This window comes from Sphingomonas sp. Leaf242, from assembly GCF_001422045.1.
Lineage (GTDB): Bacteria > Pseudomonadota > Alphaproteobacteria > Sphingomonadales > Sphingomonadaceae > Sphingomonas.
In genome coordinates, this window is the sequence record NZ_LMLW01000007.1 from 252,051 (window position 1) to 275,107 (window position 23,057).

Genomic DNA, 23,057 nt, shown 5'->3' on the forward strand with positions numbered 1-23,057 from the left:
TGCAAGGCCGACATCGCCGAAACATCGCTTTGTATTCGCGAAACCGGTGGATTAGAACCGACCATGGCCTCTTCCGCGACCCCGCTGCTCGACACCGTTTGGACACCCGCCGACCTCCGCAAGTTGCATCCGGACCAGCTCCGCCAGCTCGCCGACGAACTGCGTACGGAGACGATTTCCGCGGTCGGCACCACCGGCGGGCATCTCGGTTCCGGGCTCGGTGTGGTCGAGCTGACCACCGCGATCCACTATGTCTTCGACACCCCGCGGGACCGATTGGTGTGGGACGTTGGTCACCAATGCTACCCGCACAAGATCCTGACCGGACGCCGTGACCGGATCCGCACGCTGCGCCAGGGCGGTGGCCTCAGTGGCTTCACCAAGCGCAGCGAGAGCGAATACGATCCGTTCGGCGCGGCGCATTCCTCGACCTCGATCTCGGCCGCGCTGGGCTTTGCGATCGCCAACAAGATTGCGGGGACGCCGGGCAAGGGCATCGCGGTGATCGGCGACGGCGCGATGTCCGCGGGCATGGCGTACGAGGCGATGAACAACGCCGCGCAGGCGGGCAATCGGCTGGTCGTGATTCTCAACGACAATGACATGTCGATCGCGCCACCGGTCGGCGGTCTCTCGGCCTATCTCAGCCGTATCGTGTCCAGTCGCGAGTTCCTGGGTTTCCGCGATCTGGCACGCAAACTCGCCAAGCGGTTGCCAAAGCCGATCGCGGACGGAATCCGCAAGACCGATGAACTCGCCCGCGGCATGACGATGGGCGGCACGCTGTTCGAAGAACTCGGCTTTTATTATGTCGGTCCGATCGACGGGCACAACCTCGAGCATCTGATCCCGGTGCTCGAGAATGTCCGCGATGCGGAGGAGGGCCCGATCCTCGTCCACGTTGTCACCAAGAAGGGCAAGGGCTATGCCCCCGCCGAGGCTGCCGCGGACAAGTATCACGGGGTGCAGAAGTTCGACGTGATCTCCGGCGTCCAGACCAAGGCGCCACCGGGCCCGCCGCAATACCAGAACGTATTCGGCGCGCAGCTCGTCGCGGAGGCCGCGAAGGACCCGCGGATCTGCGCGATCACCGCGGCGATGCCGTCTGGCACCGGGCTTGATGCGTTCGCCAAGGCGTATCCCGACCGGTTCTTCGACGTCGGCATCGCCGAACAGCATGGCGTCACCTTCGCCGCCGGCCTCGCTGCGCAAGGCATGCGCCCGTTCTGCGCGATCTACTCGACGTTCCTCCAGCGCGCGTATGATCAGGTCGTGCATGACGTCGCGATCCAGAACCTGCCGGTCCGCTTCGCGATCGATCGCGCAGGCTTGGTCGGTGCGGATGGCGCGACTCACGCAGGGTCGTTCGATGTCACCTACCTCGCGACGCTGCCGAACTTCGTCGTGATGGCGGCGGCGGACGAGGCCGAGCTGGTGCACATGACGCACACTGCGGCGCAGTACGACACCGGCCCGATCGCGGTGCGCTATCCGCGCGGCAACGGCACCGGCGTCGCGCTGCCCGAGACTCCGCAACTGCTGGAGATCGGCAAGGGTCGCGTCGTGCGCGAGGGCAAGAAGATCGCGATTCTGTCGCTCGGCACGCGTCTCGAGGAAGCGCTCAAGGCCGCCGAGGTTCTCGAAGCCAAGGGGCTGTCGACCACGGTCGCCGATCTCCGCTTCGCCAAGCCGCTCGACGTCGACCTGATCCGCAAGCTGCTCACCACGCACGAAGTCGCGGTGACGATCGAGGAGAATTCGATCGGCGGCTTCGGCGCGCACGTCCTGACGATGGCGTCTGACGAGGGGTTGCTGGACGGCGGTCTGACCGTCCGCACGTTGCGCCTGCCCGATGTCTTCCAGGATCAGGACAAGCCGGAACGCCAATATGCACAGGCCGGGCTCGACGCGACGGCGTTGGTCGACACCGTGCTGAAAGCCCTCAGGCATAATATCGCTGCTGCGGGCGTGTCCGCGTGAAGCGTGTCGCTGCGTTTGCATTGCTCACCCTGCTGGTAGGCGCTGCGCCGCCACCGGAGGGAGTCCTGACGATGCACGTCGCCAATGTCCGCAACGCCAAGGGCCGCGTGCATGTCGACGTCTGCCCGCAAGCGAAGTTCCTGAAGGAGGATTGCCCGTGGTCGGGGGTGGCACCGGCGCAGGCGGGTATGACGACCGTGACCGTCCGTGGCCTCCCTGCCGGCTCTTACGCGGTACAGGCGTTCCACGACGCGAACGCCAACGGCAAGGTCGACCGCGCGCTGTTCGGTATCCCCAAGGAAGGCGTCGGCTTCTCCAACGATGCGCCGATCCGGATGGCGCCGCCGAAATGGGCCGCCGCCGTCTTCGCGTTCGATGGGCGCGCACAGACGATCGCGCTGAAACTACGGTACTTCCTCTGACGTGACGATGTCCTCGACCCTGCGGATGCTGGTCCCGCGCCTCGTGTCGATCAGTATTCGCCGGCCCTGGCTGACGACCGCGCTCGGCCTGCTCACCGCGTTGCTCGCGCTGCTGTTTACCGCCACGCACTTCACGATGACGACGGATACCGGCGCGCTGATTTCGCCCGATGTCGACTGGCGGCGTCAGGAGCGCGCGATGAAGGACGCGTTCCCGCAGTTGCGCGACGCGATGCTGATCGTCGTCGATGGCCGGACGCCCGAACTCGCCGAGGATGGCGCGGCCCGGCTGTCGGCGAACCTGGCGGCGGACCCGCGACATTTCCAGTTGGTGCGCCGACCCGATGGCGGCGACTTCTTCGCGCGCGAAGGCCTTTTGTTCGGCTCCCCTAACGACGTCCGCAAGGCGACCGCGGCGCTGATCGCGGCGCAACCGATGCTTGGGCCGCTTGCTGCTGATCCATCGCTGCACGGTGTCGCAGGCGCGTTGTCGACGATGCTCGACGGGGTGGCGGCCGGCTCGGTGACGTTGGCGCAGATCGATCCGCCGATGCGCGCGCTCGCCCAGGCGATCGATCGCGTCCTCGCGGGCAAGCCGGCGTTCTTCTCCTGGCAGACGCTGTTCGCGGACGGCAGTTCAGCACTCGCCGCACCGACCCGTCGGCTGATCCTGGTCAGGCCGGTGCTCGACTACGGCTCTCTGACCCCCGGCAAGGAGGCCGCACGTGCCGTCGCCGCAGCCTCCGGCGCATTGCGGCTCGATGCAGCGCACGGTGTCGACGTCCGCCTGACCGGCGAGGTACCGCTGGCGGACGAGGAGTTCGCGACGCTGGAGGAGAATATCGGCGTCGTCGGGCTGGTGATGCTGGTCGCGATGCTGGTGACGCTCTGGCTCGCGACCCGTTCGGTTCGGCTGGTCGCCGCGATCGTCGCGACGATCGTCGTTGGTCTGGTCGTCACCACCGCGATCGGGATGGCGGTGGTCGGTCGCCTGAACTTGATCTCGGTCGCGTTCATCCCGTTGTTCGTCGGTCTCGGCGTCGACTTCGGGATCCAGCTTTGCGTGCGGTTCAACGCCGAGCGGGTCGACGGTGCCAGCCCTGCGGACGCTCTGCGCGGCGCGGCGACCGCGCTCGGCGCGCCATTGCTGCTCGCGGCCGGCGCGGTCTTCCTCGGTTTCGGTGCGTTCCTGCCGACCGCGTATATCGGGGTCGCCGAGCTGGGCGTGATCGCCGGGCTTGGCATGATGATCGCGCTGGCGTTCAGCGTGACGTTGCTCCCCGCGCTGGTGCTGCTCCTGCGGCCGGGGGCGCCAACCCGCGAGGTCGGGTTCGCCTGGGCTGCACCGATCGACCGCGCGCTCGAAACGCGGCGGCGGACGGTATTGTGGGCGTTCGGCGTGGCGATGCTGGCCAGCATCGCGCTGCTGCCGTTCGTCACGTTCGACTTCAATCCGCTCCATCTGCGCGATCCGAACGGTCCGGCGATGCGCACGCTCGCCGATCTGGCGCGAGATCCGACGCGGACGCCCAACACGATCGATATCCTCGCCCCGGATCATGCCCGCGTGGTCGCACTGACCCGGCAGCTGAGCCGCCTTCCCGAAGTGAAGCAGGTCATCTCGATCAACAGCTTCGTACCCGCCGACCAGCCGGTGAAGCTGGCGGTGATCGGCGATGCCAACGTCCTGCTCGACCTCACGCTCAACCCGTTCGATGTAGCCCCCCGCACCGATGATGCCACGCGCGTCGCCGCGTTACGGGCCGTGACCGCCAAGCTGCGCCAATCTGGCGATCGTTCGGGGCTGGCCGATGCGTTCGATCGGCTTGCCGCCGCGCAGCCCACGGCACGCAACCGGGTGGACGACATGCTGTCGCAACCGCTCGCGGTCATGCTCTATCAGGCGCGTGCGGCATTGCAGGCACAGGGCGTGACGCGCACGACGCTCCCACCGGCGCTGGTCCGCGACTGGCAGGCCCCGACCGGCCAGTACCGGGTCTCGGTGTTCCCCTCCGGCAATGCCAACGACAACCGCGTGATGGAGCGGTTCCGCACGGCGGTGACCGCGATCGCTCCCAACGCATCGGGGCTGCCGGTCGCGACCCAGGCGGCCGCTTTCACGATCGCCGGCGCGTTCGTGCAGGCCGGCGTGATCGCGCTCGTGCTGGTCAGCCTGCTGCTGTTCGCGGTGCTGCGCGATGCGAAGGAGGTGGCGTTCACGCTGGCGCCGGTGGTGCTGTCGATCTTCCTGACGCTCGGCACCTGCGTCGTGATCGGCCAGCCGATCAACTTCGCCAACATCATCGCCTTCCCGTTGCTGTTCGGCGTCGGTGTCGCGTTTCACATCTATTTCGTGATGGCATGGCGCGGCGGCGCGACCGATCTGCTGCAATCGAGCCTTGCGCGCGCGATCGTGTTCAGCGCGCTCGCCACCGGCACCGCGTTCGGCAGCCTGTGGCTGTCGCACCATCCGGGCACCGCCAGCATGGGCAAGATCCTGCTGATCTCGCTCGCCTGGACGCTCGTCTGCGCGTTGATCTTTGAACCCGCCTTGCTGGGCCCGCCCCGCAAGGGGAAGGATTCCAAGGCTCCGTAATCTTGACGGAGGTCAGGGTAATGGCGTTGAGGACGGGTTCGGTGTCGGGGATTCGCCTGAGACGCGGCTGGGTCGGTCAGCGGATCAGCAAGCTCTGGAGCGGAGTCAGGTGCCGATGTCGTTGGCGTCGCTGCCGGCGAAGACGTTGCCGCAGGATCGGCCAATGGGTCCGAAAGTTCGGGAGCATCCGACGCCGGTACCGTAGCGCCATTCGCCGGATCTGCCAGCGGGTCGTCCAGTTCGCCACCGGCCGCCTTCGCCTTGGTTCCCCGCAAGCGCTGGATCTCGGCTACCCGGTTTTGCAGGTACACCGATTGCAGCGTCGCATACGGATCGACCGCACCGGCGAACAATGCACGCAGATCGTCGTCCGCCTCCGCCCGCGTGTCCAGCCCGGTCAGGAAAGCGCGCGGCGCCTGGTATTCGAGCCGGTCGAATGGCGATCCGACCGTCAGCGGCAGCACCAGTCCGTCAGCCTGTCCGCCGAGCAGATCGCGCAATGTCGACGGCCCGACGAACGGCAGGAATATATAGGGCCCAGGCTTCACACCGTAGAGGGCCAGCGTATTGCCGAACCCGTTGGGTCGGTGTGGTAGCTTGATCGCCGGCAGCTTGGCGACGTCGACCAGCCCGCCGATCCCGAGCGTCGAATTGAACATGAAGCGGCCCAACGTCTCGGCGGCCTTGCCGGGCTTCAGCTGGAGCAGATAGTTCAGGAAGACGATCGGCTCGCCCAGGTTGCTGAAGACGTTCCGGATACCCGAGCGCACCGGTTTGGGCACGACATGCTTGTACCCCATCGCCGCGGGACGAAAGAGCCGCCGATCGAAACCCTGCTGCGTCGCGAACATGCGACGATTGAAACCCTCAAGCGAATCCCTGCGCGCATGGCGGGGACGGGCACGCGGTCCGGCGGCTGGGGGCGAAGCGGCGGGCGCCTCGCCAACCTGCGTGGGCGCAGTTTGGGGGAGGGGCGCGGCCTGCGAAGCCCCGGCCAGCAGCAATGCCGCGATCGCTGGACTCACTTGGTGCTCTTCGCCGCGAGCTCGTCAAGATGGGTCACCAGCGCCTTGGCGCCGCCGCTCTGAAGGACGCTGGCAAAATCGGCACGGCGCGTTGCAAGCTGGCTGATCGAATTGCGGTAGAAGACGTCGATGATCTTCCAGCTGCCGCCGCTTTGGCGCAGGCGATAGGACAAGGCGGTCGGGCTACCGGACTTGCTCGACAGCGTCGTGCGGACAAGACGGTCGCCACCGCGCGTGTCGACCTTGGGATCTATCGTGAGGGCCTGCCCGGACCAGCTGTCGAAGTTCTTGGCATATTGCGCGATCGTCATGCGGCGGAAGGCTGCGACGAGCGCGCTCTGATCCGCTGCGTTGGCCGTGGTCCAGCCTGCGCCGACCGAAAGCCGAGTCATCAACGGCAGGTCGAAGCTGCGATCGATGACCGGGCCGATCGCCGCGGCGCGGGCGGCTGCCGGCTTGCCGCTCTTCATGATGCCGAGCAGGCCGTCGTCGAGCGCCTTGACCGGCGCTTGTGCCGGATCGCTCGCCTGCGCCGAAACGGGTGCCACGGCAAGCAGGGACGAGGGTAGCAGGACGGCCGAGGACAGCAGGATCTGGAGCGGGGATCGCATGCGGGTTTCTCCGAAAAACTGATTGCATGATCGCATACCGCCGGTCGCGTGCCAGGTCCACAAAGCGAATACATGGCGCGATTCGATCGCCTCTAGGGCCGAAGCGACATTTTGACCTTTCACGAGACGGTCGCAATGCTTACCTACGTTATAACACCGAGAGGCGGGTAGAAGTCGGAAAGTACGCCTTGTTGATGACGGAAAGGACCTGGCGGTCTTGCAAACCACCGATAGGGACATCGATCGTTCCCCCGCTAATGCGACGACACCGCTTCAGGTGATCCTCGCGCAACCTCGTGGTTTTTGTGCCGGCGTGGTCCGTGCAATCGATATCGTCGAGAGGGCGATCGAGCGATACTCCGCTCCCGTTTACGTCCGTCACGAGATTGTCCACAACCGTCACGTCGTCGACAAGCTGCGGCGCAAGGGTGCGGTGTTCGTCGAGGACCTGACCGAGATCCCGCCCGGTGCGGTGACGATCTTCAGTGCACATGGCGTCGCGCGCAGTGTGCAGGAGGAAGCGCGCTTGCGCGAACTCCCCGTCCTCGATGCGACCTGCCCGCTGGTCACGAAGGTCCATATCCAGGGTCGCCGCTATGCGAAGTCGGGGCGCACGATCGTGTTGATCGGCCATGCAGGTCATGTCGAGGTGATCGGCACGATGGGGCAGGTCGACGCGCCAATGCATCTCGTCTCGACCCCCGAGGAGGTCGAAGCGTTGTCGATCCCGGTCGACACGCCGATCGCCTACGTCACGCAGACCACGCTGAGCGTCGACGACACCCGCGGTGTCATCATGGCGCTGCATGCGCGGTTCGCCGATGTCGAGGGGCCGGACGTCTCGGAGATCTGCTATGCCACGCAGAACCGCCAGACCGCGGTCCGTGATCTGGCGCGGGTGAGCGATCTGCTGATCGTCGTCGGCGCGGCCAACAGCTCGAATTCGAACCGCCTGCGAGAGATCGGTACCGAGATGGGCATACCGAGCTATCTGGTCGATGACGGCGACGGGGTCGATCCGGTATGGCTCGACGGCGTCGCCGCGGTCGGTATCACCGCAGGCGCCTCAGCACCCGACGAACTCGTCGATTCGGTGATCGCGGCGTTGCGACTGTTGCGACCCGTGCGCGTTTCACAACTCGACGGCGTGGAAGAGAATGTCGAATTCAGCCTCCCCGCCGAACTCAGAATGCCCCGCGCCACCGCCGCGGCGGCCGAATAGGAACGAGCATGAGCCTTCCCCTCAGCCAGATCGCCCGCATCGGCGCCTACACCGTCAAACAGCATATCAAGGGCGGCAAATATCCGCTCGTCCTGATGCTCGAGCCGCTGCTTCGCTGTAACCTGGCGTGCGCAGGCTGCGGCAAGATCGACTATCCCGACGCGATCCTCAACCAGCGGCTGAGCTATGACGAGTGCATGGCGGCGATCGACGATTGCGGCGCGCCGGCAGTTTCGATTGCCGGCGGCGAGCCATTGCTGCACCGCGACATGCCGAAGATCGTCAAGGGGTACATCGAGCGCAAGAAGTTCGTCATCCTGTGCACCAACGCGCTGCTGATGAAGAAGAAGATCGACGATTATACGCCGTCGCCGTTCTTCACCTGGTCCATCCATCTCGATGGCGACCAGGCGGCACACGACAAGTCGGTCTGCCAGGACGGCGTGTACGACGTCGCCAAGGATGCGATCGCACTCGCGAAGGCAAAGGGCTTCCGCGTCCAGGTCAACTGCACCGTGTTCGACGGCGCCGATCCGGCACGCACCGCGGCGTTCTTCGACGACATGGAAGCAAACGGCGTCGAGATCACGATTTCGCCGGGCTATGCCTATGAGCGCGCGCCCGACCAGGCGCATTTCCTCAACCGCGAGCGGACCAAGAACTTCTTCCGCGACGTGTTCTCGCGCGGCAATGGCGGCAAGGCATGGACCTTTACCAACTCGCCGCTGTTCCTCGATTTCCTGGCTGGCAACCAGACCTATGAATGCACGCCCTGGTCGATGCCGCTGCGCACCGTCTTTGGCTGGCAGAAGCCGTGCTACCTCGTCGGCGAAGGCTATGTGCCCACGTTCGCCGAGCTAATGGAGGGCACCGACTGGGACGAATACGGCGTCGGCAAATATGAGAAGTGCGCCGACTGCATGGTCCATTGCGGCTTCGAAGGCACGGCGGCGACCGATGCGATCCGTCATCCGCTCAAGCTCATGAAGGTGGCGATGAAGGGCGTTCGGACCGACGGACCGATGAAGCCGGATATCGACTTGTCGCATCAGCGTCCCGCTGCCGAGACCTATGCGTCACAGGTCGAGCGGGAACTCGCGCGGATCAAGGAAGCCGATCCCGTGGGCTTCAAGCGCGCGCAACGCGCGGCCTAACGCTCGGAACGCCCGCTCCGCGTCGAGACCGGTGCGAATCAGCGCGGGGAGTTGGGCAGGGTGCCGCGCGAGTGATTTCAGCACCGCGTCTAGTGCCATCCCGCCGTCCGGCCGCATGCCGACGAGCGCGGCGGGCGGCAGGGTCCGCCGCGCATCGTCGGACACCACGCGGATCGCCGCGAACGGCAGCCCTCGGTGGAGAGCCACGCGCGCGGCGACATGCGACTCCATGTCTACGGCCAGCGCTCCGGTAGCGAGATGAAGGCGGCGTTTGTCGTCGCTTGTGGCTGCCGGACTGTCTTGCCCAACGATCGCGCCGGTACGAGCGTGGGGAAGGGCGGCTCGTAGCCACGCAATCAGACCCGCAGTGTGGGCATCGATCACCACATCGCCGATGTCGAGATCGGCCGCCAACGCCCCGCAGAGCCCGATCGACAGGATCGCGCTGGCCTCTTCACAGCGCCGTTCGAGCGCGTTCCCCAGCCGCTCGGCATCGCCGCCGCCGATCACCGGGACCAGCCCCGCCTTTGCGATCAGCCGCGCCTCGCGCTGCAGGCCGCACGCGGCAAGTATCACATCCCGTACCCGACGGTGCGCGTGTTGGAGCGCTTGAGGTTGCGATACCGCGCCATCGCCCAGAGCGGGAAATACTTTGGATAGCCGTGGTAGCGCAGGTAGAACACGCGTGGAAATCCGCCCCCGGTATAGTGTTCCTGGCCCCACAGACCCTCGGCATCCTGATGCGCTGAGAGCCAGTTGATCCCCCGCTCGACCGCATCGCCGTCGACGCTACCCGCCGCCATCATCCCAAGCAGCGCCCAGGCGGTCTGCGACGCGGTCGACGGCGCGGGCGTGTAGCCGGCATAATCCAGCGCATAGCTGTCGCAATCCTCGCCCCAGCCGCCATCGGCATTCTGAATGCGCTCGAGCCAATCGACCGCCTTGGCGACGATCTGATGTTCGGCGGCAAACCCTGCCGCGTTCAGCGCGCACAGCACCGACCAGGTGCCGTAGATATAGTTGACGCCCCAGCGCCCGAACCAGCTGCCGTCCGCCATCTGCTCACGCTCCAGATAGGCGAGCGCGCTGGCCATGCGGGGCCCGTCGCGTTGGCCGAGCTGCGCGAGCATCGACACGACGCGCGCGCTGACGTCCGCGGTCGGCGGGTCGAGCAATGCGCCATGATCGGAGAAGGGCAGGTTGTTCAGATAGTCGTAGCTGTTGTCCGCATCGAACGCGCCCCAGCCGCCGTTGCGGCTTTGCAGCCCGACGGTCCATTCGACGCCGCGTTCGATCGCAGTAGTGTACGCTGCCCCGGCCTGCGCGCGATCCATCGCCATCACGACCACGGCAGTGTCGTCGAGATCGGGATAATGGTCGTTGTTGTACTGGAACGCCCAGCCGCCGGGCCGCACGTCGGGCTTCTCGTCCGCCCAGTCGCCCTTCACGTCGAGCACCTGGCGCGGCTTCAACCAGGCGAGCGCCTTCGCGGCCAGGTCGTCGCGGCCTGCTTCGAACATCGCATGCGCCGCTAGTGCGGTGTCCCACACCGGCGAGACGCAGGGCTGGCAATACGCCTCGTCCTCGCCGACGATGAGCAAATTCTCGATCGACTGCCGCGCGATCGCCCGCGCCGGATGATCCGCCGCATAGCCGAGTGCGTCGAACATCATCACGCTGTTCGCCATCGCCGGATAGATCGCGCCGAGCCCGTCCTCGCCGTTCAACCGCTCGGTGACGAACGCTGTGCACGCCTCGATCGCACGCCGGCGCATCCGCTTGGGCCAGAGCCGGTCGCCGACCTTCAGCACCCGGTCGAGCGCGTTGAACCCGGCCGTCCACAGCCACTTCGTATCTGCAGCCTTCGACCGTGGCCGAACCGCCGCGCCGGTGTAAAGTTCGTCGATCTTCACCCCCAGCGGATTGCGGGCGACCGGCTTCAGCGCGGCCAGCACGAGCAACGGCACGACGACGGTGCGTGCCCAGTACGACATCTTGGACAAGTGGACCGGGAACCAGCGCGGCGTCAGGATCAGTTCGGGCGGCATCGTCGGCACGGTCGCCCACGGCCCTGCGGCGAACAGCGCCAGCTGGATCCGCGTAAAGACGTTGCTCGCCGCCGCACCGCCCGCAGCCAGGATCGCGGTCCGCGCGCGTGCCATATGTGGCGCGTCGGTCGCGTCACCGATCATTTTCAACGCATAATAGGCCTTCACGCTTGCGCTGACATCGAACGCGCCCTCGTGGAACAGGCCCCAGCCACCATGCGCCTCGGATTGGATGCGGCGGAGGTAGCGTCCGATCTTCGCTTCCAGATCCGCAGCAACGGGCTCGCCGAGATAATGCCGCAACAGGACGTATTCGGCCGGGATCGTCGCGTCGGCCTCGAGTTCGAATACCCAGTGCCCGTCGTCGCGCTGCTGCGCGGCCAATGCGGCGGTAGCGCGGTCAACCGCGACTTCGACCGCGGCAAGCGAAGGGGGGGCGTGCATAGGATCGTTATCGGGCATGATCGCCCCTTACCAAATGGGCGGCGGTTTCGCCCGAGCGCAGCGCCCCCTCGATCGTCGAGGGAAGGCCGGTATCGGTCCAGTCGCCCGCAAGGAACAGGTTGCGCCAGCGGGTACGCGCAGGCGGGCGTTTGGCGTTCTGCTCGGGCGTGGCGGCGAAGGTCGCCCGCTTCTCCTTGACGATCTGCCAGCGCGGCATCGGCGCGTCGATCTTGAGCGCGGCGCAGATATCCGCCCAGAACGCCCGTGCTAGCGTCTCGCGGTCGCGGTCGACGAGATGATCAGCTGCGCTCACGGTCACCGAAAGTCGATCGTGAAACGCGAAGACCCATTCCGCCGTCCCGCCGAGCAGTCCCAGCATCGCCGGCGCGCCGGTTGGGGCTGGAAACGCGAAATGCCCGTTGACGATCGCGCGGTGTTCGTCGGGCGCCTGGAGACCGGGAATCAGCGCGGTTGCGGTCCAGGCGGGCACGGCGAGGATCACCGCCTCGTCGTCTGCGATCTGTTCCGGTCCGTTGCCCCAGTCCAGGCTGGTCGCACGGTCGCCCTCGAAGTCGATCGCGCGAAGGCGGCGGCCGAGCGTCACCGGGCTTGCATGGCCTGCGAGCCACGCCAGCGCCGGATCGATGAACGCCGCGGACAGGTTCGGCTCGGCGATCCGTGGACGCATCGCCTTGCCACCTTTCGCGATCGTCTCGCGCAGGACCGCGCCTGCGAGCTTCGCCGAACTCTCGGCAGGTGCGGTGTTCAGCGCGGCGAGCAACACGGGTTCGAGCAACCGGGCCCACACCGGACCATCGGTCGCGATCCGCGCGTCGATCCGCTCCTCCCGATCGCCGAGCAGACGGGCTAGCGGCAGATAGTCGCGCGCACGGCTGCCCGGCACGCGACGGCGTTTCGCCATCACCCACCAGGGCACCGGACCATCGTTGATCCGCACCGTCCACCGTTCGTCCGTCGCAAGATTGCAAAATGCGAAATCGGCATGGTCCGGCCCGGCGAGTGGGGTCGTCGCGCCGATCGTCGCCCGGAAGCGGGTGACCGCAGTATTGCCCGACAGAACCAGATGATTGCCGTTATCGATCGTCAGCCCGAGCTGCGGATCATGATACGACCGGCAGCGTCCGCCTGCCTGCGCCGCGCCATCGACCACCCGGACCGCCAGCCCCGCCTCGCGCGCGGCGACTGCGGCGGCAAGCCCTGCCAGCCCCGCTCCGGCAATCGTCACGCCGGAAAAGCTCACCGGGTCAGGCTCAGGCGCAGCATCGTCCAGAGCAGTGCCAGCTTCGATACGCGGACGCGGGTTCGCGGCGGCGCCCAGCCGACACCCTCCATCCGCGACAGCACCTTGGCATAGGCCGCCGCCATCAACCGCGGCGCGATCAGGTGTCCGCGCGGGCGCTTCGCCAGGATCGCGTTGGCCTGCGCATAATGGCCATGCGCTTCGGTCGCGAGTGCGCGGGCAACGGCGTCGATGCGCGGATCAACGATGACCTCGGCCGGTGCGGTGATCGTGATGCCCGCACCGCTGAGCAGTTCGAACGGCAGGTAGACCCGGCCGATCGCGGCATCCTCGTCGATGTCGCGCAGGATATTGGTCAGTTGCAACGCGCGGCCAAGATGGAAGGCGAGCGCGATACCGGGCGCAGGGTCCATCCCGAAGATCCGCACCGACAGTCGCCCGACCGCCGAGGCGACGCGGTCGCAATACAGGTCGAGCGTCGCGGCGGGGGGCCAACGTATGTCGGCTGCGACGTCCATCCCCATACCATCGATAACCGCGTGCAAATCGGCGCGATCGAGATCGAAGCGGCGGACGGCCTCGGCGACGATGATCGCCTGTCCGGGGTCGCCACCAGCATAGAGCGCATCGATATCGGTCCGCCACTGGTCGAGCTGGGCGGCGCGCTCCGCTGGTATGCCCTGCTGATCGTCGGCGATGTCGTCGACGATCCGGCAAAACGCGTAGATCGCATACATCGCCTCGCGCTCGGCCTTGGGCAGCACGCGCATGCCGGCATAGAAGGAACTGCCCGATACCTGGGCGCGGAGCGCGGCGGGTGTCGCATTGGGATTCATCGCGAACGTCCCCGTACAAGGCTGCCCAGCGCAGCACCCGCAGCGAGCCACGCCGCCTCCAGCTTGCCGTGATGGACGCGCTCGCTCAGCGGATCCCGCGTCAGCAGGCGTTCGGTTAGGCTCTCGGCAAGTCTCTGGATGATCGCCACCTCGGCGGCAAGCCGGCGGTCGCGGATCATCGCGGAGAAACCGGCGCTCGTCGCAAGCAGGCCGCGCGTGCGTTCGGCGAGCGTGACGATCGTGGCCCTGAGCGCGGGCGATGCGGCATCTTCGCCAAGATGCTCGACCCGGGCGCCGTGTGCGGCAAGTATTTCCGTGGGAAGATACACGCGGTCGATCGTGCGGTAGTCCTTCCCGCAATCCTGGAGATGGTTGATGATCTGCAACGCCGCGCACAGCGCATCCGACGCCTCCCAGGTCGCGCGATCCTCGCCGTGGACGTCGAGTACATAGCGTCCCACCGGCATCGCCGAGAGCCGGCAATAGGCGATCAGCGAGTCCCAGTCGGCATAGCGGCGCACCGTGACGTCGTGTTCGAACGCGTCGAGCAGGTCGTTGGCATGGCGCGCGTCCAAACCCCGTTCGGCCATCACCTGATGCAGCGTCAGCGCATGCGGTTCATCGCCTCGGCCGGTCACGCCCAGCCGCATGGCGTGCAGTCGGGCTAGCTTGTCGGAGGCGGGTGCGGTCGGATGGTCGGCGACGTCGTCGGCGGCGCGCGCGAAGCGATAGAACGCCATGATCGGCGCGCGGTGCTCCCGCTTCAGGATCGCCGAGGCGACCGGGAAGTTCTCGCCCGTGTGATCCTTGCCGGACGCGAGGTCGGCGGTCTGCTGATGCGATGCCGTTGCCATCATTGCCGCGCAGCCTGCGCGCGCCCTTTCCACATGCCGCCACGGCCTCGCCCGTGCTGCCAGGCGGATAGCAAGGTGCAGCCCGTGTAGAAAGCCGCAATGAGCGGGAGGCACGGCGACCATAACGGCGAGCGCCGGTAGAAGCGCAGCATCGGCAGGAACGACAGCGTCATCAGCAGCCATGCCGCTATCCCGAGCGCGCGGGCCGGCCCGTCGGCAAACAGCGCGAGCAGCGGCGGGGCGGCATAGACGAGCGCGAGGCCGATCACCGCCCCGATCAGCTTGAGCGGCGAATAGTCGAGCTGTGCGTAGGCGGACCGGGAGATCATCTCCGCGATCGGGCGGATGCCGTCATACGGACGTATGCTGCGCGACCGCTCGGTCAGCCCCAGCCAGACCGGTCCCTGCGTCTTCATCAGCGCACCGAACGCGCAATCGTCGATCAGCGCACCGCGGATCGCGCCGATCCCACCCACTAATGCCAGAGCCTCGCGGCGCACCAGCATACAGCCGCCCGCTGCGGCACCCGGTCCCCGGCCGTTTACGCGCGAAAACGGGTAGAGCATCTGAAAAAAATACACGAACGCGGGGATCAATGCGCGCTCCGCCCAATGCGTGCAGCGCAGCTTCGCCATCAGCGAGACCAGGGCCAGATCATGGTGGTCGGCCCGGGCGACCAGCGACCGCAGCGTATCGGGGGCATGCGCGATATCCGCGTCGGTCAGCCAGAGATAGCGCGGTGATTCGGCGGCCGCGATACCCTGCGATACCGCCCACAGCTTGCCGGTCCAGTCCACGGGCAGGGGTGTGCCCCGTACGATGGTCAGCCGATCGCCACCGGCGTCACGCGCGATGTCCGCCGTCCCGTCGCTGCTGCCGTCGTCGACCAGCACGATGCGGAAATCGCCGGGATAGTCCTGGTCGGCCAGACTGCCGATCGCGCGCGCGATGACGTCGGCCTCGTCGCGCGCGGGTACGATCGCGACGACATCGGGCCAAGACGTAACACTGGGCGCGGGGGCAGGGGGTACGTCGCGCGTGTCGCGTTCGCGGGCCAGCCAGAAGCCGCCATTGCCTAGCACCAGATACAGCCAGATCGCGACCGTCGATACGGCGATGCCGATCACCCGATCATGCCCGCCTGCCGGAACCAGGCGATCGCATCGGCCAGCGCCTGCTCATGCGGCCGCGCGTGGTAGCCAAGCTCGCGCGTCGCCTTGGCGGAACTGTAGAACATAGTGTGCTTGGCCATCCGCAGTCCGTCTAGCGTCAGGAACGGCTCCTTGCCGGTGACCGCGGCCAGTCGTTCGTTGAGCCACGCCAGCGGGAACAGCGGTGCGCGCGGCAGGCGGACCGTCGGCGCACGACGACCGACCATAGTCGCGATCGCCCTGAGCATATCCGCCAGCGCGACGTCCTGCCCGCCAAGCACATAGCGCTCGCCGATCCGACCCCGATCGAGCGCCAGCAGATGACCGCGCGCGACATCGTCGACATGGACGAGGTTGAGGCCGCTGTCGACGAACGCGGGCATCTTGCCGTTCGCCGCTTCGACGATGATCCGCCCGGTCGGCGTGGGCCGCACGTCGCGCGGGCCGATCGGCGTCGAGGGATTGACGATCACCGCGGGCAGGCCCTGCTCGCGGACCATCGCCTTGACCAACCGTTCGGCGACCACCTTGCTGCGCTTGTACGCGCCGACGACGGTCTGTTCGGTGGCGGGTCGGGTTTCGTCGGCGGCCCCCATAGGGTCGGGGAGCAGCGTCGCGACGCTGCTGGTATAGACGATGCGCTCTACCCCGGCTGCCAGAGCAGCCGTCATGACGTTAAGCGTGCTGGTGCGATTGTTGCGGACGATCTCTTCGGGATCGCGGGCCCAGATCCGGTAGTCGGCCGCGGTATGGATGACGCGGCTTACGCCCCCCATCGCCGCCGTCACGGCAGCCGCATCGCGCAAATCCGCTTCGACGAGGGCGCCGGGGAAATCGACAAGGTTGGTCCGCGTGCTGGATGGTCGGACCAACCCCCGAACCGGCATGCCATGCGCCGCCGCCGCCCTGGCAATCGCGGATCCCACGAAACCGGCGACGCCGGTGATCAGGAGCGTCTCGCTGGAGCTGGTCACGGCATCGAACTCTCACCGAACATAGTTGTCCGAATGCCTTACGGCCATCGTCGCGCCGCGCAATCCCAGCCTGCGCTTCCGAGGATCGCTTCCGTCGCGATACCGGTCCACGCCGCCCCTTTTTTCCGTTGCGCCGCTGGTTCGACGGGCGTGCCGTTTTCGGGCAGGGGAAATAGCGCTGCCCGAGGGTCGGGAGTCATTATGCCCGCCTGGCACCGCTTACCCTATCCACGATCTCCATCATCTCGTGCGACGATCGCAGCGGCTTGGCTCAGCGCCGCTTGCCCAAAAAGCCGCCAATGCGTAGGCACAGCTGCCCGGTTTCGCGATGAACGGCACTCGACGCGTCGTTGTGTGCATTTTGCCGACGGGCAACACGATGTGTTCAGGTTTTTCGGTTTAGCAGGAGCAGGCTGCCGAAGAGCTATACGCAAGGACGATCGATGCACGCACGCCGGCTTTCCCATCTGTTTCTGTCCTGTATCGCCGCGACCGTCCTCGTCCCGGCACCGGCGGCCGCAAGCTCTCCGGACCTCATCGGGCTCGAGCACGCGCTGAGCAAGCTGATCGCGGAACGCTCCGGGGACTATGGCATCGCTGCGCTGGACCTTCGCGATGGCTCGACCGTCTCGATCAATGGCGATACCCCGTTTCCTATGGCGAGCACGGTCAAGCTCGCCATCGCAGCCGCCTATCTCGGCGAGGTCGATCAGGGACGACGCAGCCTTGGCGACATGATCGTCGGTCGGCCCGCGGCGAAGGTCATGGAGCTGATGATCATCCGCAGCGATAATCAGGCGACCGACCAGTTGCTTGCTGCGCTCGGCGGCCCCGGCGCGATCCAGCAGTGGCTGTCATCGCAGAATATCACTGGTATCCGGATGGACCGGACCATAGCCCAGCTGCTGCGGGAGCGCGGCCACCTTGCGGACAGCCGGGATGTCGCCACGCCGGTCGCGATGGTCACGCTGTTGAACAAGATCGACAACGGTACCGTGCTGACGGCGCAAAGCCGCACGTTCCTGTTGGAGCTGATGAGCCGATGCGCGACCGGCACGCGCCGGATCCGCGCACTCCTCCCCGCCGGTACGCGCGTGGAGGACAAGACCGGCACGCTCGACGGTATCACCAACGACGTCGGGTTCATTACCATGCCCGACGGCCGCCGCGTGGCCGTCGCGGTGTTCGCGCGCGGTGGACGCGATCGGCAGCCCGTCATCGCCCAGGTGGCGCGGGCGATCTATGACCGGTTTGCGGATAGCGTCCGCAACGCGGTCTCTATCTTCATGCAAATGCGGTAGTCGCCCGGTCCTTGGGTCGGTCGCTGTGTACCGGCGCAGGCAGACGGCGGTGCGTTCCGCTCGTTGGTTGCCTGAATGTGTGGCTCACGCCGACACCGTCGCGTCCCAAACGGCTGGAGCAATTCCGGATTACCGCCTATCGCCGACGGGAGAGTCCTGAATCTAGCGGAGAGACCCGATGACCGAGACCGCCGAATACGTGCCGCCCAAGATCTGGACGTGGAACAAGGAGAGCGGAGGCCGGTTCGCCAGCATCAATCGTCCGACCGCGGGCGCGACGCATGACAAGCCACTCCCCATCGGCAAGCATCCGCTTCAGCTCTATTCGCTGGCAACGCCCAACGGCGTGAAGGTGACCGTGATGCTCGAGGAGCTGCTCGCTGCCGGGCACGTCGGCGCCGAATACGACGCGTGGCTGATCAGGATCATGGACGGCGACCAGTTCGGCAGCGGTTTCGTCGAAGCCAATCCCAATTCGAAGATACCGGCGCTGGTCGATCGCAGCGGCGCGACTCCGATCCGGGTCTTCGAGTCCGGTTCGATCCTGCTGTATCTTGCCGAGAAATTCGGCGCGTTCCTTCCCACCGATCCGGCCAAGCGCGCCGAAGTGCTGTCGTGGCTGTTCTGGCAGATGGGCGCGGGTCCGATGCTCGGCGGCGGGTTCGGGCATTTCTATGCCTATGCGCCCGTGAAGATCGAATATGCGATCGACCGCTTCGCGATGGAGGTGAAGCGCCAGCTCGACGTCCTCGACCGGCGGCTCGGCGAGAGCGAATATATCGGCGGAGACGAGTATTCGATCGCCGATATGGCGGTGTGGCCGTGGTACGGCGCGCTCGTGAGTGGCGAGGTCTATGAGGCTGCCGAGTTCCTTCAGGCGAACGACTACAAGAACGTCCTGCGCTGGACCGACTTGATCGGCGCGCGGCCTGCAGTGAAGCGCGGGCGGATGGTCAACCGGGTGATCGGCGATCCCGCCAGCCAGCTCCACGAACGCCACGATGCGGGCGACTTCGAGACTAGGACGCAGGACAAGCTCGATGCGACGGCAACGGAAGGCGAGACGCGCTAGGGTTAGGACTCACTGTTCTAGCCGGAAGATGACGGTGGCAGTGAGGGCGATGGCGGAGAAAAAGACCGTGGGGCGTCGGTCGTAGCGGGTCGCGACGGGGCGCCAGTCCTTCAGGCAAGCCGAGCCATGCGGTGTGCCTTTAGGTAAGGTCGCGTCGAGGCTACCAGTTCGTAGACTATAATCCCTTGCGGCGATCTGCGTCGTTTCGGGTCTATCTGCCGGGGAGGGGCGTCGCGGTGACGCCATATCGGAGGTGTCTTCGATTGATCCCCCCTGCGTCCGGGCAGAGCATGCCTCCCAGCCGGCTCGACGAAGCCGGCACCACGACAAAGGAGGACATCATGTCTGCAGCTGCCGCACATCCGACGGTTCACGAAGTGAAGCATGCCGATCTCGCGAACAACACGTTCGACGGCAAGAAGCCCGATCTGTACATCAACACCGGCACCCTGGGCGGGAAGCACTTCCTGTTCACGGTCGAGAAGGCCGATGGCCGCCCGACCTTGATCGCCATCCACCTCTGACGCGTTCGCTGCTGGCCGGCCGTGCGGCGTTCCCGCACCGCCGGCCATGCGCGACCGCGCGACCGCGATCGGACGATAGCGTGCAGATCGAAGACCTCCAGACCATCGGCCGCCCCCGGCTGAACACCGAAATCCGCGTCGGCGGGACCGCGCTGCTGCTCGGCGACCGCCATACGCTGGTCGCCCGCGACATGCCGCAGTCCGTGCTCGAACGCGCGCTGCGCCGGATGGACGGCGCGACCACGCTCGACCGGATCGTCGCCGACGAGCCCGCTCTCCTGCGCGAGGTGGCCGATGATCTCGTCGCGTCGCTCGATGGGCTGGGCCTGCTCGACGACACCGCACTGCCGCCGTTTCGCTCCGGGTCCGAAGTGATCCTGGAGCTCGAGGAACTGGTCGAGGCCCGCTGCGAGACGACGATCTACCGCAACCCGTTCTGGCAGACCTGCCTCGCCGCCAACGCGCCGGGCGACCTTCCGCAGCGGCTTGCGACCGGCATGGTGATCGAGAACTGGCATTTCCTGTTCCGCGAAAGCTATTTCGACGCGCCGGTGCTGTCCTATGTGCCCAACACCGCGGTCCGGCTGTTGCTGAACGAGTTCTTCTCCGAAGAATATGGCCATGACGAGATCCTGCTGCGATCGCTCACGCATGTCGGCCTGACCTATGCGGATATGCAGGACGCGATCCCGCTGCCCGAGACGATGGCGCTGTGCAACGCGCTTGCTTATTGGGCGCACAACGATCCGCTGTTCTTCTTTTCGACGCTCGGCTTGCTCGAGGGCCAGGGCATGAAGGAGGACAGCTTCATCGAGGCGTGTACCCGCGTGGGCATGGACGACGGCTTCGTCGGTCCGCTGCGCACGCATGCGAACATCAACATCGACGCTGGGCATGGCAACCTCACCCGGCTGATCTTCCAGCAGATCCCCGCAATCGCCGAGACCGACGTGCGGCGTCTTAAGGCGCAGATGCCGTTGTTCGTCGACCTGTACGACGCGTTCTACTCGGGCGTCTGGCGGCACTATACCGGCGATGCGCCCCTGCTCCGCCGCGTCTCCGATCTGTGAAAGGACGATAGCATGGAGGCCACCATAGCCGGGCTCAGCCAGCCCAAGTTTCGGCTCGGCGTCACCACGGATATCGAGCCGAACGAAGCCACGATCCGCATCGGCAAGACCAGGTGCGCGTTCGCGTTCGAGACGGCGGAGGCGCCTGCCGTGGCTCGCCTGATCGACCAGCTGGTGGGCGGCGGCGTGTCGATCGACGCGATGATCGCCGGGGTTCCCGAGATCGCCGACAAGGTACCGGCGCTGCTCCAGGGGTTCGACGCGGTCCGGCTGTTGGTCGAATCCGAACCGCGCACGGAAGGGCTGGTCAGCGGCGCGCAGCTCTACCGCGAGATCCGCCGGATCGCCGATCGTGTCACGCAGCGCGTCGCGCGGTCCGCATTCCACACCGCGCTCGTCGAGCATCGCGCGACGCGCGAACAACTGATCGGCTATGCGCTCGAATATTTCTACATCGTCAAGGCGGCGCCGGGGCTGATCGGACCCGCGCTCGCGACCGCGCGGACGCCGCGGGAACGCGACCTGCTGCAGGGGTTCCTCAAATCCGAACTCGGCCACGACGCGTTTTTGGCGCGCGCGCTGGAGGCGGTCGGTCTGACCCCGGAGGAGCTGGAAGCGCATCAGCCGCTACCGACCACGTTTGCGCTCTGTGCCGCGCTCGGCGTCTATGCGCGCCAGCACCCGCTGTCGTTCAAGGCCGTACTGTTCCTGTTCGAGGTGGCGCAGGTGGCGTTCGTCGACGCGTTCGACGATCGCTGTCGCGAACTCGATCTGCCTGCCGCCTTCTACCTGCCGCTGCGCGATCATGCCGACCTGAACGCGGATTACGAGCATGCCGACATCTCGCGTGACCTGATGGCGCTCGAAGGCGTGGTCGACCGCGAGGCCGCAGTGGTGGTCAAGCGCAACGTCGCGCTGATGATCGAGACGATGATCCTACAGGAAGAGCAGATCCTGACGTTCTATGCCCAGCCCCGTGCGGCGATCGCGCGCATCTTCGAGGACTCCTGATGGATCTCTGGACCTTCCACCGCTACCGCGATCCGCGCTTGTGCGTCGACGCGATCCAGCACGCGCCCGATGCGTCCGCGATCGCGCTTACGCAGGGCGATGCGCGATATGTCCTCGCGCTCGACGATCCCGCGTCGGCGACACGGATGGCGGCCGAACTGGCGACGCTGCGCGACGGCGGGGCCCCGTTATGGGACCTGATGCGCGAAGCAGGGGCGGACGGCTGGGGCGCGTTGGGTGCGTTTCTCGATGGCCGCGCGCTGATCGGGGAGGGGCATGACGGGATCCGACAGACGCTTGCCGCGCGGATCGCCGCGATCGACGCATGTATCGACGGCACCATCGCCGCCATTCGGGCGGACCTGCCAGCCCACCGGCTCGAACGCCTAGTCGCCCACGCAGCCGTGCTGAGGATCGAGTCGGACATGGCGCTCGCCAGCGCCACATTGGGCACCACGGGCGACCCGTTCGACGCGGACGTCCAGCCCAACTTCCATCTTGGGCTGATCATCGCCGAGTTCGCCTATTTCCGAAACTCGGCGCCACTGACTCTGATCGCCGCCGGGGTGATGCTCGCGAGGATCACGGGCGAGGAAGCCGCGCTGCCGGAAAGCGACGCGATCGTCGAGGCGCTGGCGCTCTACGATCCGCGCGATCTGGAATCGCACCTCTGGCTGGTCGGGCGCGCGCTGGCGGACTCGACCGGCGATACCGCGCTGCGCTTCGCCGTTCCGCCGATCCCCGATCTGCCGACGCTGTCGGGCCTCGAATTCATGCGCCGCGTCGAGATGCTGACCCGCAGCACCCTCGGGAAATGGGGCGAAAACCCGTATGTCACGATGCTCGACGCGCTCGGCGATCGCTGGTCGCCGCTGATCGCGGGGCCGTTCATCGAACAATATCACGTGACTTGCCGGTTCGTGGAGATCATCGCGCCCAATCTCAGTCGCCGGCTGATCGCGCCGCTGCGCGCGATGATGTTCCGCTATTTCGGCGAGGAGGTCGGGCACGAGGCGCTCGAGAGCACGACCTGCGAGACGCTCGGCATCACCCAGGCGGCGCTCGATCGCGCGGTACCGCTGCCGCTGCATTTCGCGTTCGTCGACCTGCTGACGCTCGTCGCGCAGGTCGATCCGGTCACGTCCTGCGCGTCGGTCATGGTCATCGAGGGTGTGTTCGGCGAACCACCCAAGATGTCGCTCCGGCTCGCCTCGGTGGCGCGTACCAATCCTGCGTTCAGCGATCTGGCGGGCGATCATGACGAACTGAACGAGGATTTGAACCACAACAGCATCTCGCGCGACGCGTTCGAGCACATCGTCGCAATACCCCCTGCAACGCAGGCGCGCGTCATGCGCCGCATCCTGTTCCTGCTCGAACTCAACCACCGCGCCTGGGGCGGGATCGCCGACTTCTACGGATCGCAAACGTCGCTGCACCTGCAGGGTCCGCTCGGTCGCCCGCTGGCCCCCGGCGGTAGTTCGGGTTGAGGTGAAACGTC

At 66.5% G+C, this 23,057-nt stretch carries 19 protein-coding genes and 2 pseudogenes; 11 read left to right on the top strand and 10 right to left on the bottom strand.

What is annotated here, in order from left to right:
- Nucleotides 1-63 precede the first annotated feature (63 nt).
- The 3 genes from dxs to ASF09_RS05655 are packed head-to-tail and all read left to right on the top strand — an operon-like array spanning nucleotide 64 to nucleotide 4,998.
- Complete coding sequence (dxs, locus tag ASF09_RS05645; RefSeq protein ID WP_060525683.1) at nucleotides 64-1,980, top strand: 1-deoxy-D-xylulose-5-phosphate synthase; 1,917 nt, start codon at nucleotides 64-66, stop codon at nucleotides 1,978-1,980.
- The gene (locus ASF09_RS05650; RefSeq protein WP_060525311.1) at nucleotides 1,977-2,402 is read left to right on the top strand and encodes a DUF2141 domain-containing protein; all 426 of its coding nucleotides are present in this window, start codon (nucleotides 1,977-1,979) and stop codon (nucleotides 2,400-2,402) included. The genes dxs and ASF09_RS05650 overlap by 4 nt, the downstream gene beginning before the upstream one ends.
- A gap of 7 nt (nucleotides 2,403-2,409) precedes the next feature.
- A complete protein-coding gene (locus ASF09_RS05655) occupies nucleotides 2,410-4,998 on the top strand; it encodes an MMPL family transporter (protein ID WP_200912544.1) in 2,589 nt (862 codons plus the stop codon).
- A gap of 302 nt (nucleotides 4,999-5,300) precedes the next feature.
- Here ASF09_RS05655 and ASF09_RS20910 read toward each other — a convergent pair.
- Both ASF09_RS20910 and ASF09_RS05665 read right to left on the bottom strand, forming a co-directional pair.
- Nucleotides 5,301-6,023, bottom strand: a pseudogene (locus tag ASF09_RS20910) (MlaA family lipoprotein); the annotation flags it as partial.
- Entirely contained in the window at nucleotides 6,020-6,634 is a 615-nt protein-coding gene (locus tag ASF09_RS05665; protein ID WP_060525313.1) for an ABC transporter substrate-binding protein, read from the bottom strand. The pseudogene ASF09_RS20910 and the gene ASF09_RS05665, both read right to left, overlap by 4 nt.
- 238 nt (nucleotides 6,635-6,872) lie before the next feature.
- Between ASF09_RS05665 and ispH the strand changes: the two genes are divergently transcribed.
- Nucleotides 6,873-7,856, top strand: a complete 984-nt coding sequence (ispH, locus tag ASF09_RS05670; protein WP_235529728.1) for a 4-hydroxy-3-methylbut-2-enyl diphosphate reductase — start codon at nucleotides 6,873-6,875, stop codon at nucleotides 7,854-7,856.
- A gap of 8 nt (nucleotides 7,857-7,864) precedes the next feature.
- Nucleotides 7,865-9,010 carry an adenosyl-hopene transferase HpnH gene (gene hpnH / locus ASF09_RS05675; RefSeq protein ID WP_056049552.1) on the top strand — a complete coding sequence of 382 codons (1,146 nt, stop codon included), beginning with the start codon at nucleotides 7,865-7,867 and terminating at the stop codon, nucleotides 9,008-9,010.
- Here the strand turns inward: hpnH and ASF09_RS05680 are convergent.
- Genes ASF09_RS05680 through hpnA form a run of 7 tightly spaced genes read right to left on the bottom strand, consistent with a single transcriptional unit; the run spans nucleotide 8,933 to nucleotide 16,578 of the window.
- On the bottom strand, nucleotides 8,933-9,586 hold the full coding sequence (locus ASF09_RS05680; protein WP_060525315.1) for a phosphorylase family protein: 654 nt from the start codon (nucleotides 9,584-9,586) through the stop codon (nucleotides 8,933-8,935). The genes hpnH and ASF09_RS05680 overlap by 78 nt on opposite strands.
- Complete coding sequence (shc, locus tag ASF09_RS05685) at nucleotides 9,583-11,502, bottom strand: squalene--hopene cyclase (protein WP_235529668.1); 1,920 nt, start codon at nucleotides 11,500-11,502, stop codon at nucleotides 9,583-9,585. Before shc ends, ASF09_RS05680 begins: the two co-directional genes overlap by 4 nt.
- Before the next feature lie 7 nt (nucleotides 11,503-11,509).
- The gene (gene hpnE / locus ASF09_RS05690) at nucleotides 11,510-12,763 is read right to left on the bottom strand and encodes a hydroxysqualene dehydroxylase HpnE (protein WP_082444104.1); all 1,254 of its coding nucleotides are present in this window, start codon (nucleotides 12,761-12,763) and stop codon (nucleotides 11,510-11,512) included.
- On the bottom strand, nucleotides 12,760-13,599 hold the full coding sequence (gene hpnD, locus ASF09_RS05695) for a presqualene diphosphate synthase HpnD (RefSeq protein WP_060525317.1): 840 nt from the start codon (nucleotides 13,597-13,599) through the stop codon (nucleotides 12,760-12,762). The genes hpnE and hpnD overlap by 4 nt, the downstream gene beginning before the upstream one ends.
- Nucleotides 13,596-14,456 (bottom strand): squalene synthase HpnC, encoded by an 861-nt coding sequence (hpnC, locus tag ASF09_RS05700; RefSeq protein WP_060525318.1) that lies wholly within the window; start codon nucleotides 14,454-14,456, stop codon nucleotides 13,596-13,598. The genes hpnD and hpnC overlap by 4 nt, the downstream gene beginning before the upstream one ends.
- Complete coding sequence (locus ASF09_RS05705) at nucleotides 14,453-15,580, bottom strand: glycosyltransferase (protein WP_060525319.1); 1,128 nt, start codon at nucleotides 15,578-15,580, stop codon at nucleotides 14,453-14,455. The genes hpnC and ASF09_RS05705 overlap by 4 nt, the downstream gene beginning before the upstream one ends.
- Complete coding sequence (gene hpnA / locus ASF09_RS05710; protein ID WP_235529670.1) at nucleotides 15,577-16,578, bottom strand: hopanoid-associated sugar epimerase; 1,002 nt, start codon at nucleotides 16,576-16,578, stop codon at nucleotides 15,577-15,579. The genes ASF09_RS05705 and hpnA overlap by 4 nt, the downstream gene beginning before the upstream one ends.
- Nucleotides 16,579-17,021: 443 nt before the next feature.
- Here hpnA and ASF09_RS05715 point away from each other — a divergent pair, with 443 nt between their 5' ends.
- Together ASF09_RS05715 and yghU are read left to right on the top strand one after the other, a co-directional pair.
- Nucleotides 17,022-17,879 (top strand): serine hydrolase, encoded by an 858-nt coding sequence (locus tag ASF09_RS05715; RefSeq protein ID WP_082444106.1) that lies wholly within the window; start codon nucleotides 17,022-17,024, stop codon nucleotides 17,877-17,879.
- A gap of 178 nt (nucleotides 17,880-18,057) precedes the next feature.
- Nucleotides 18,058-18,951 (top strand): glutathione-dependent disulfide-bond oxidoreductase, encoded by an 894-nt coding sequence (gene yghU, locus ASF09_RS05720; protein WP_060525320.1) that lies wholly within the window; start codon nucleotides 18,058-18,060, stop codon nucleotides 18,949-18,951.
- A gap of 9 nt (nucleotides 18,952-18,960) precedes the next feature.
- Here the strand turns inward: yghU and ASF09_RS20205 are convergent.
- Nucleotides 18,961-19,065, bottom strand: a pseudogene (locus ASF09_RS20205) (IS5 family transposase); the annotation flags it as partial.
- Nucleotides 19,066-19,292: 227 nt separating this feature from the next.
- On the opposite strand from ASF09_RS20205, the gene ASF09_RS05725 reads away from it, so the two are divergent.
- From ASF09_RS05725 to ASF09_RS05740, 4 genes are all read left to right on the top strand, one after another.
- Nucleotides 19,293-19,475, top strand: coding sequence for a hypothetical protein (locus tag ASF09_RS05725; protein WP_056049531.1), 183 nt, complete (start codon nucleotides 19,293-19,295; stop codon nucleotides 19,473-19,475).
- A gap of 80 nt (nucleotides 19,476-19,555) precedes the next feature.
- Nucleotides 19,556-20,545, top strand: a complete 990-nt coding sequence (locus tag ASF09_RS05730) for an iron-containing redox enzyme family protein (RefSeq protein WP_200912531.1) — start codon at nucleotides 19,556-19,558, stop codon at nucleotides 20,543-20,545.
- A 12-nt stretch (nucleotides 20,546-20,557) separates the two neighbouring features.
- Nucleotides 20,558-21,556: an iron-containing redox enzyme family protein gene (locus ASF09_RS05735; protein WP_060525321.1), complete on the top strand. Its 999-nt coding sequence runs from the start codon at nucleotides 20,558-20,560 to the stop codon at nucleotides 21,554-21,556.
- A complete protein-coding gene (locus ASF09_RS05740; protein ID WP_060525322.1) occupies nucleotides 21,556-23,046 on the top strand; it encodes a hypothetical protein in 1,491 nt (496 codons plus the stop codon). The genes ASF09_RS05735 and ASF09_RS05740 overlap by 1 nt, the downstream gene beginning before the upstream one ends.
- Nucleotides 23,047-23,057: the final 11 nt, after the last annotated feature.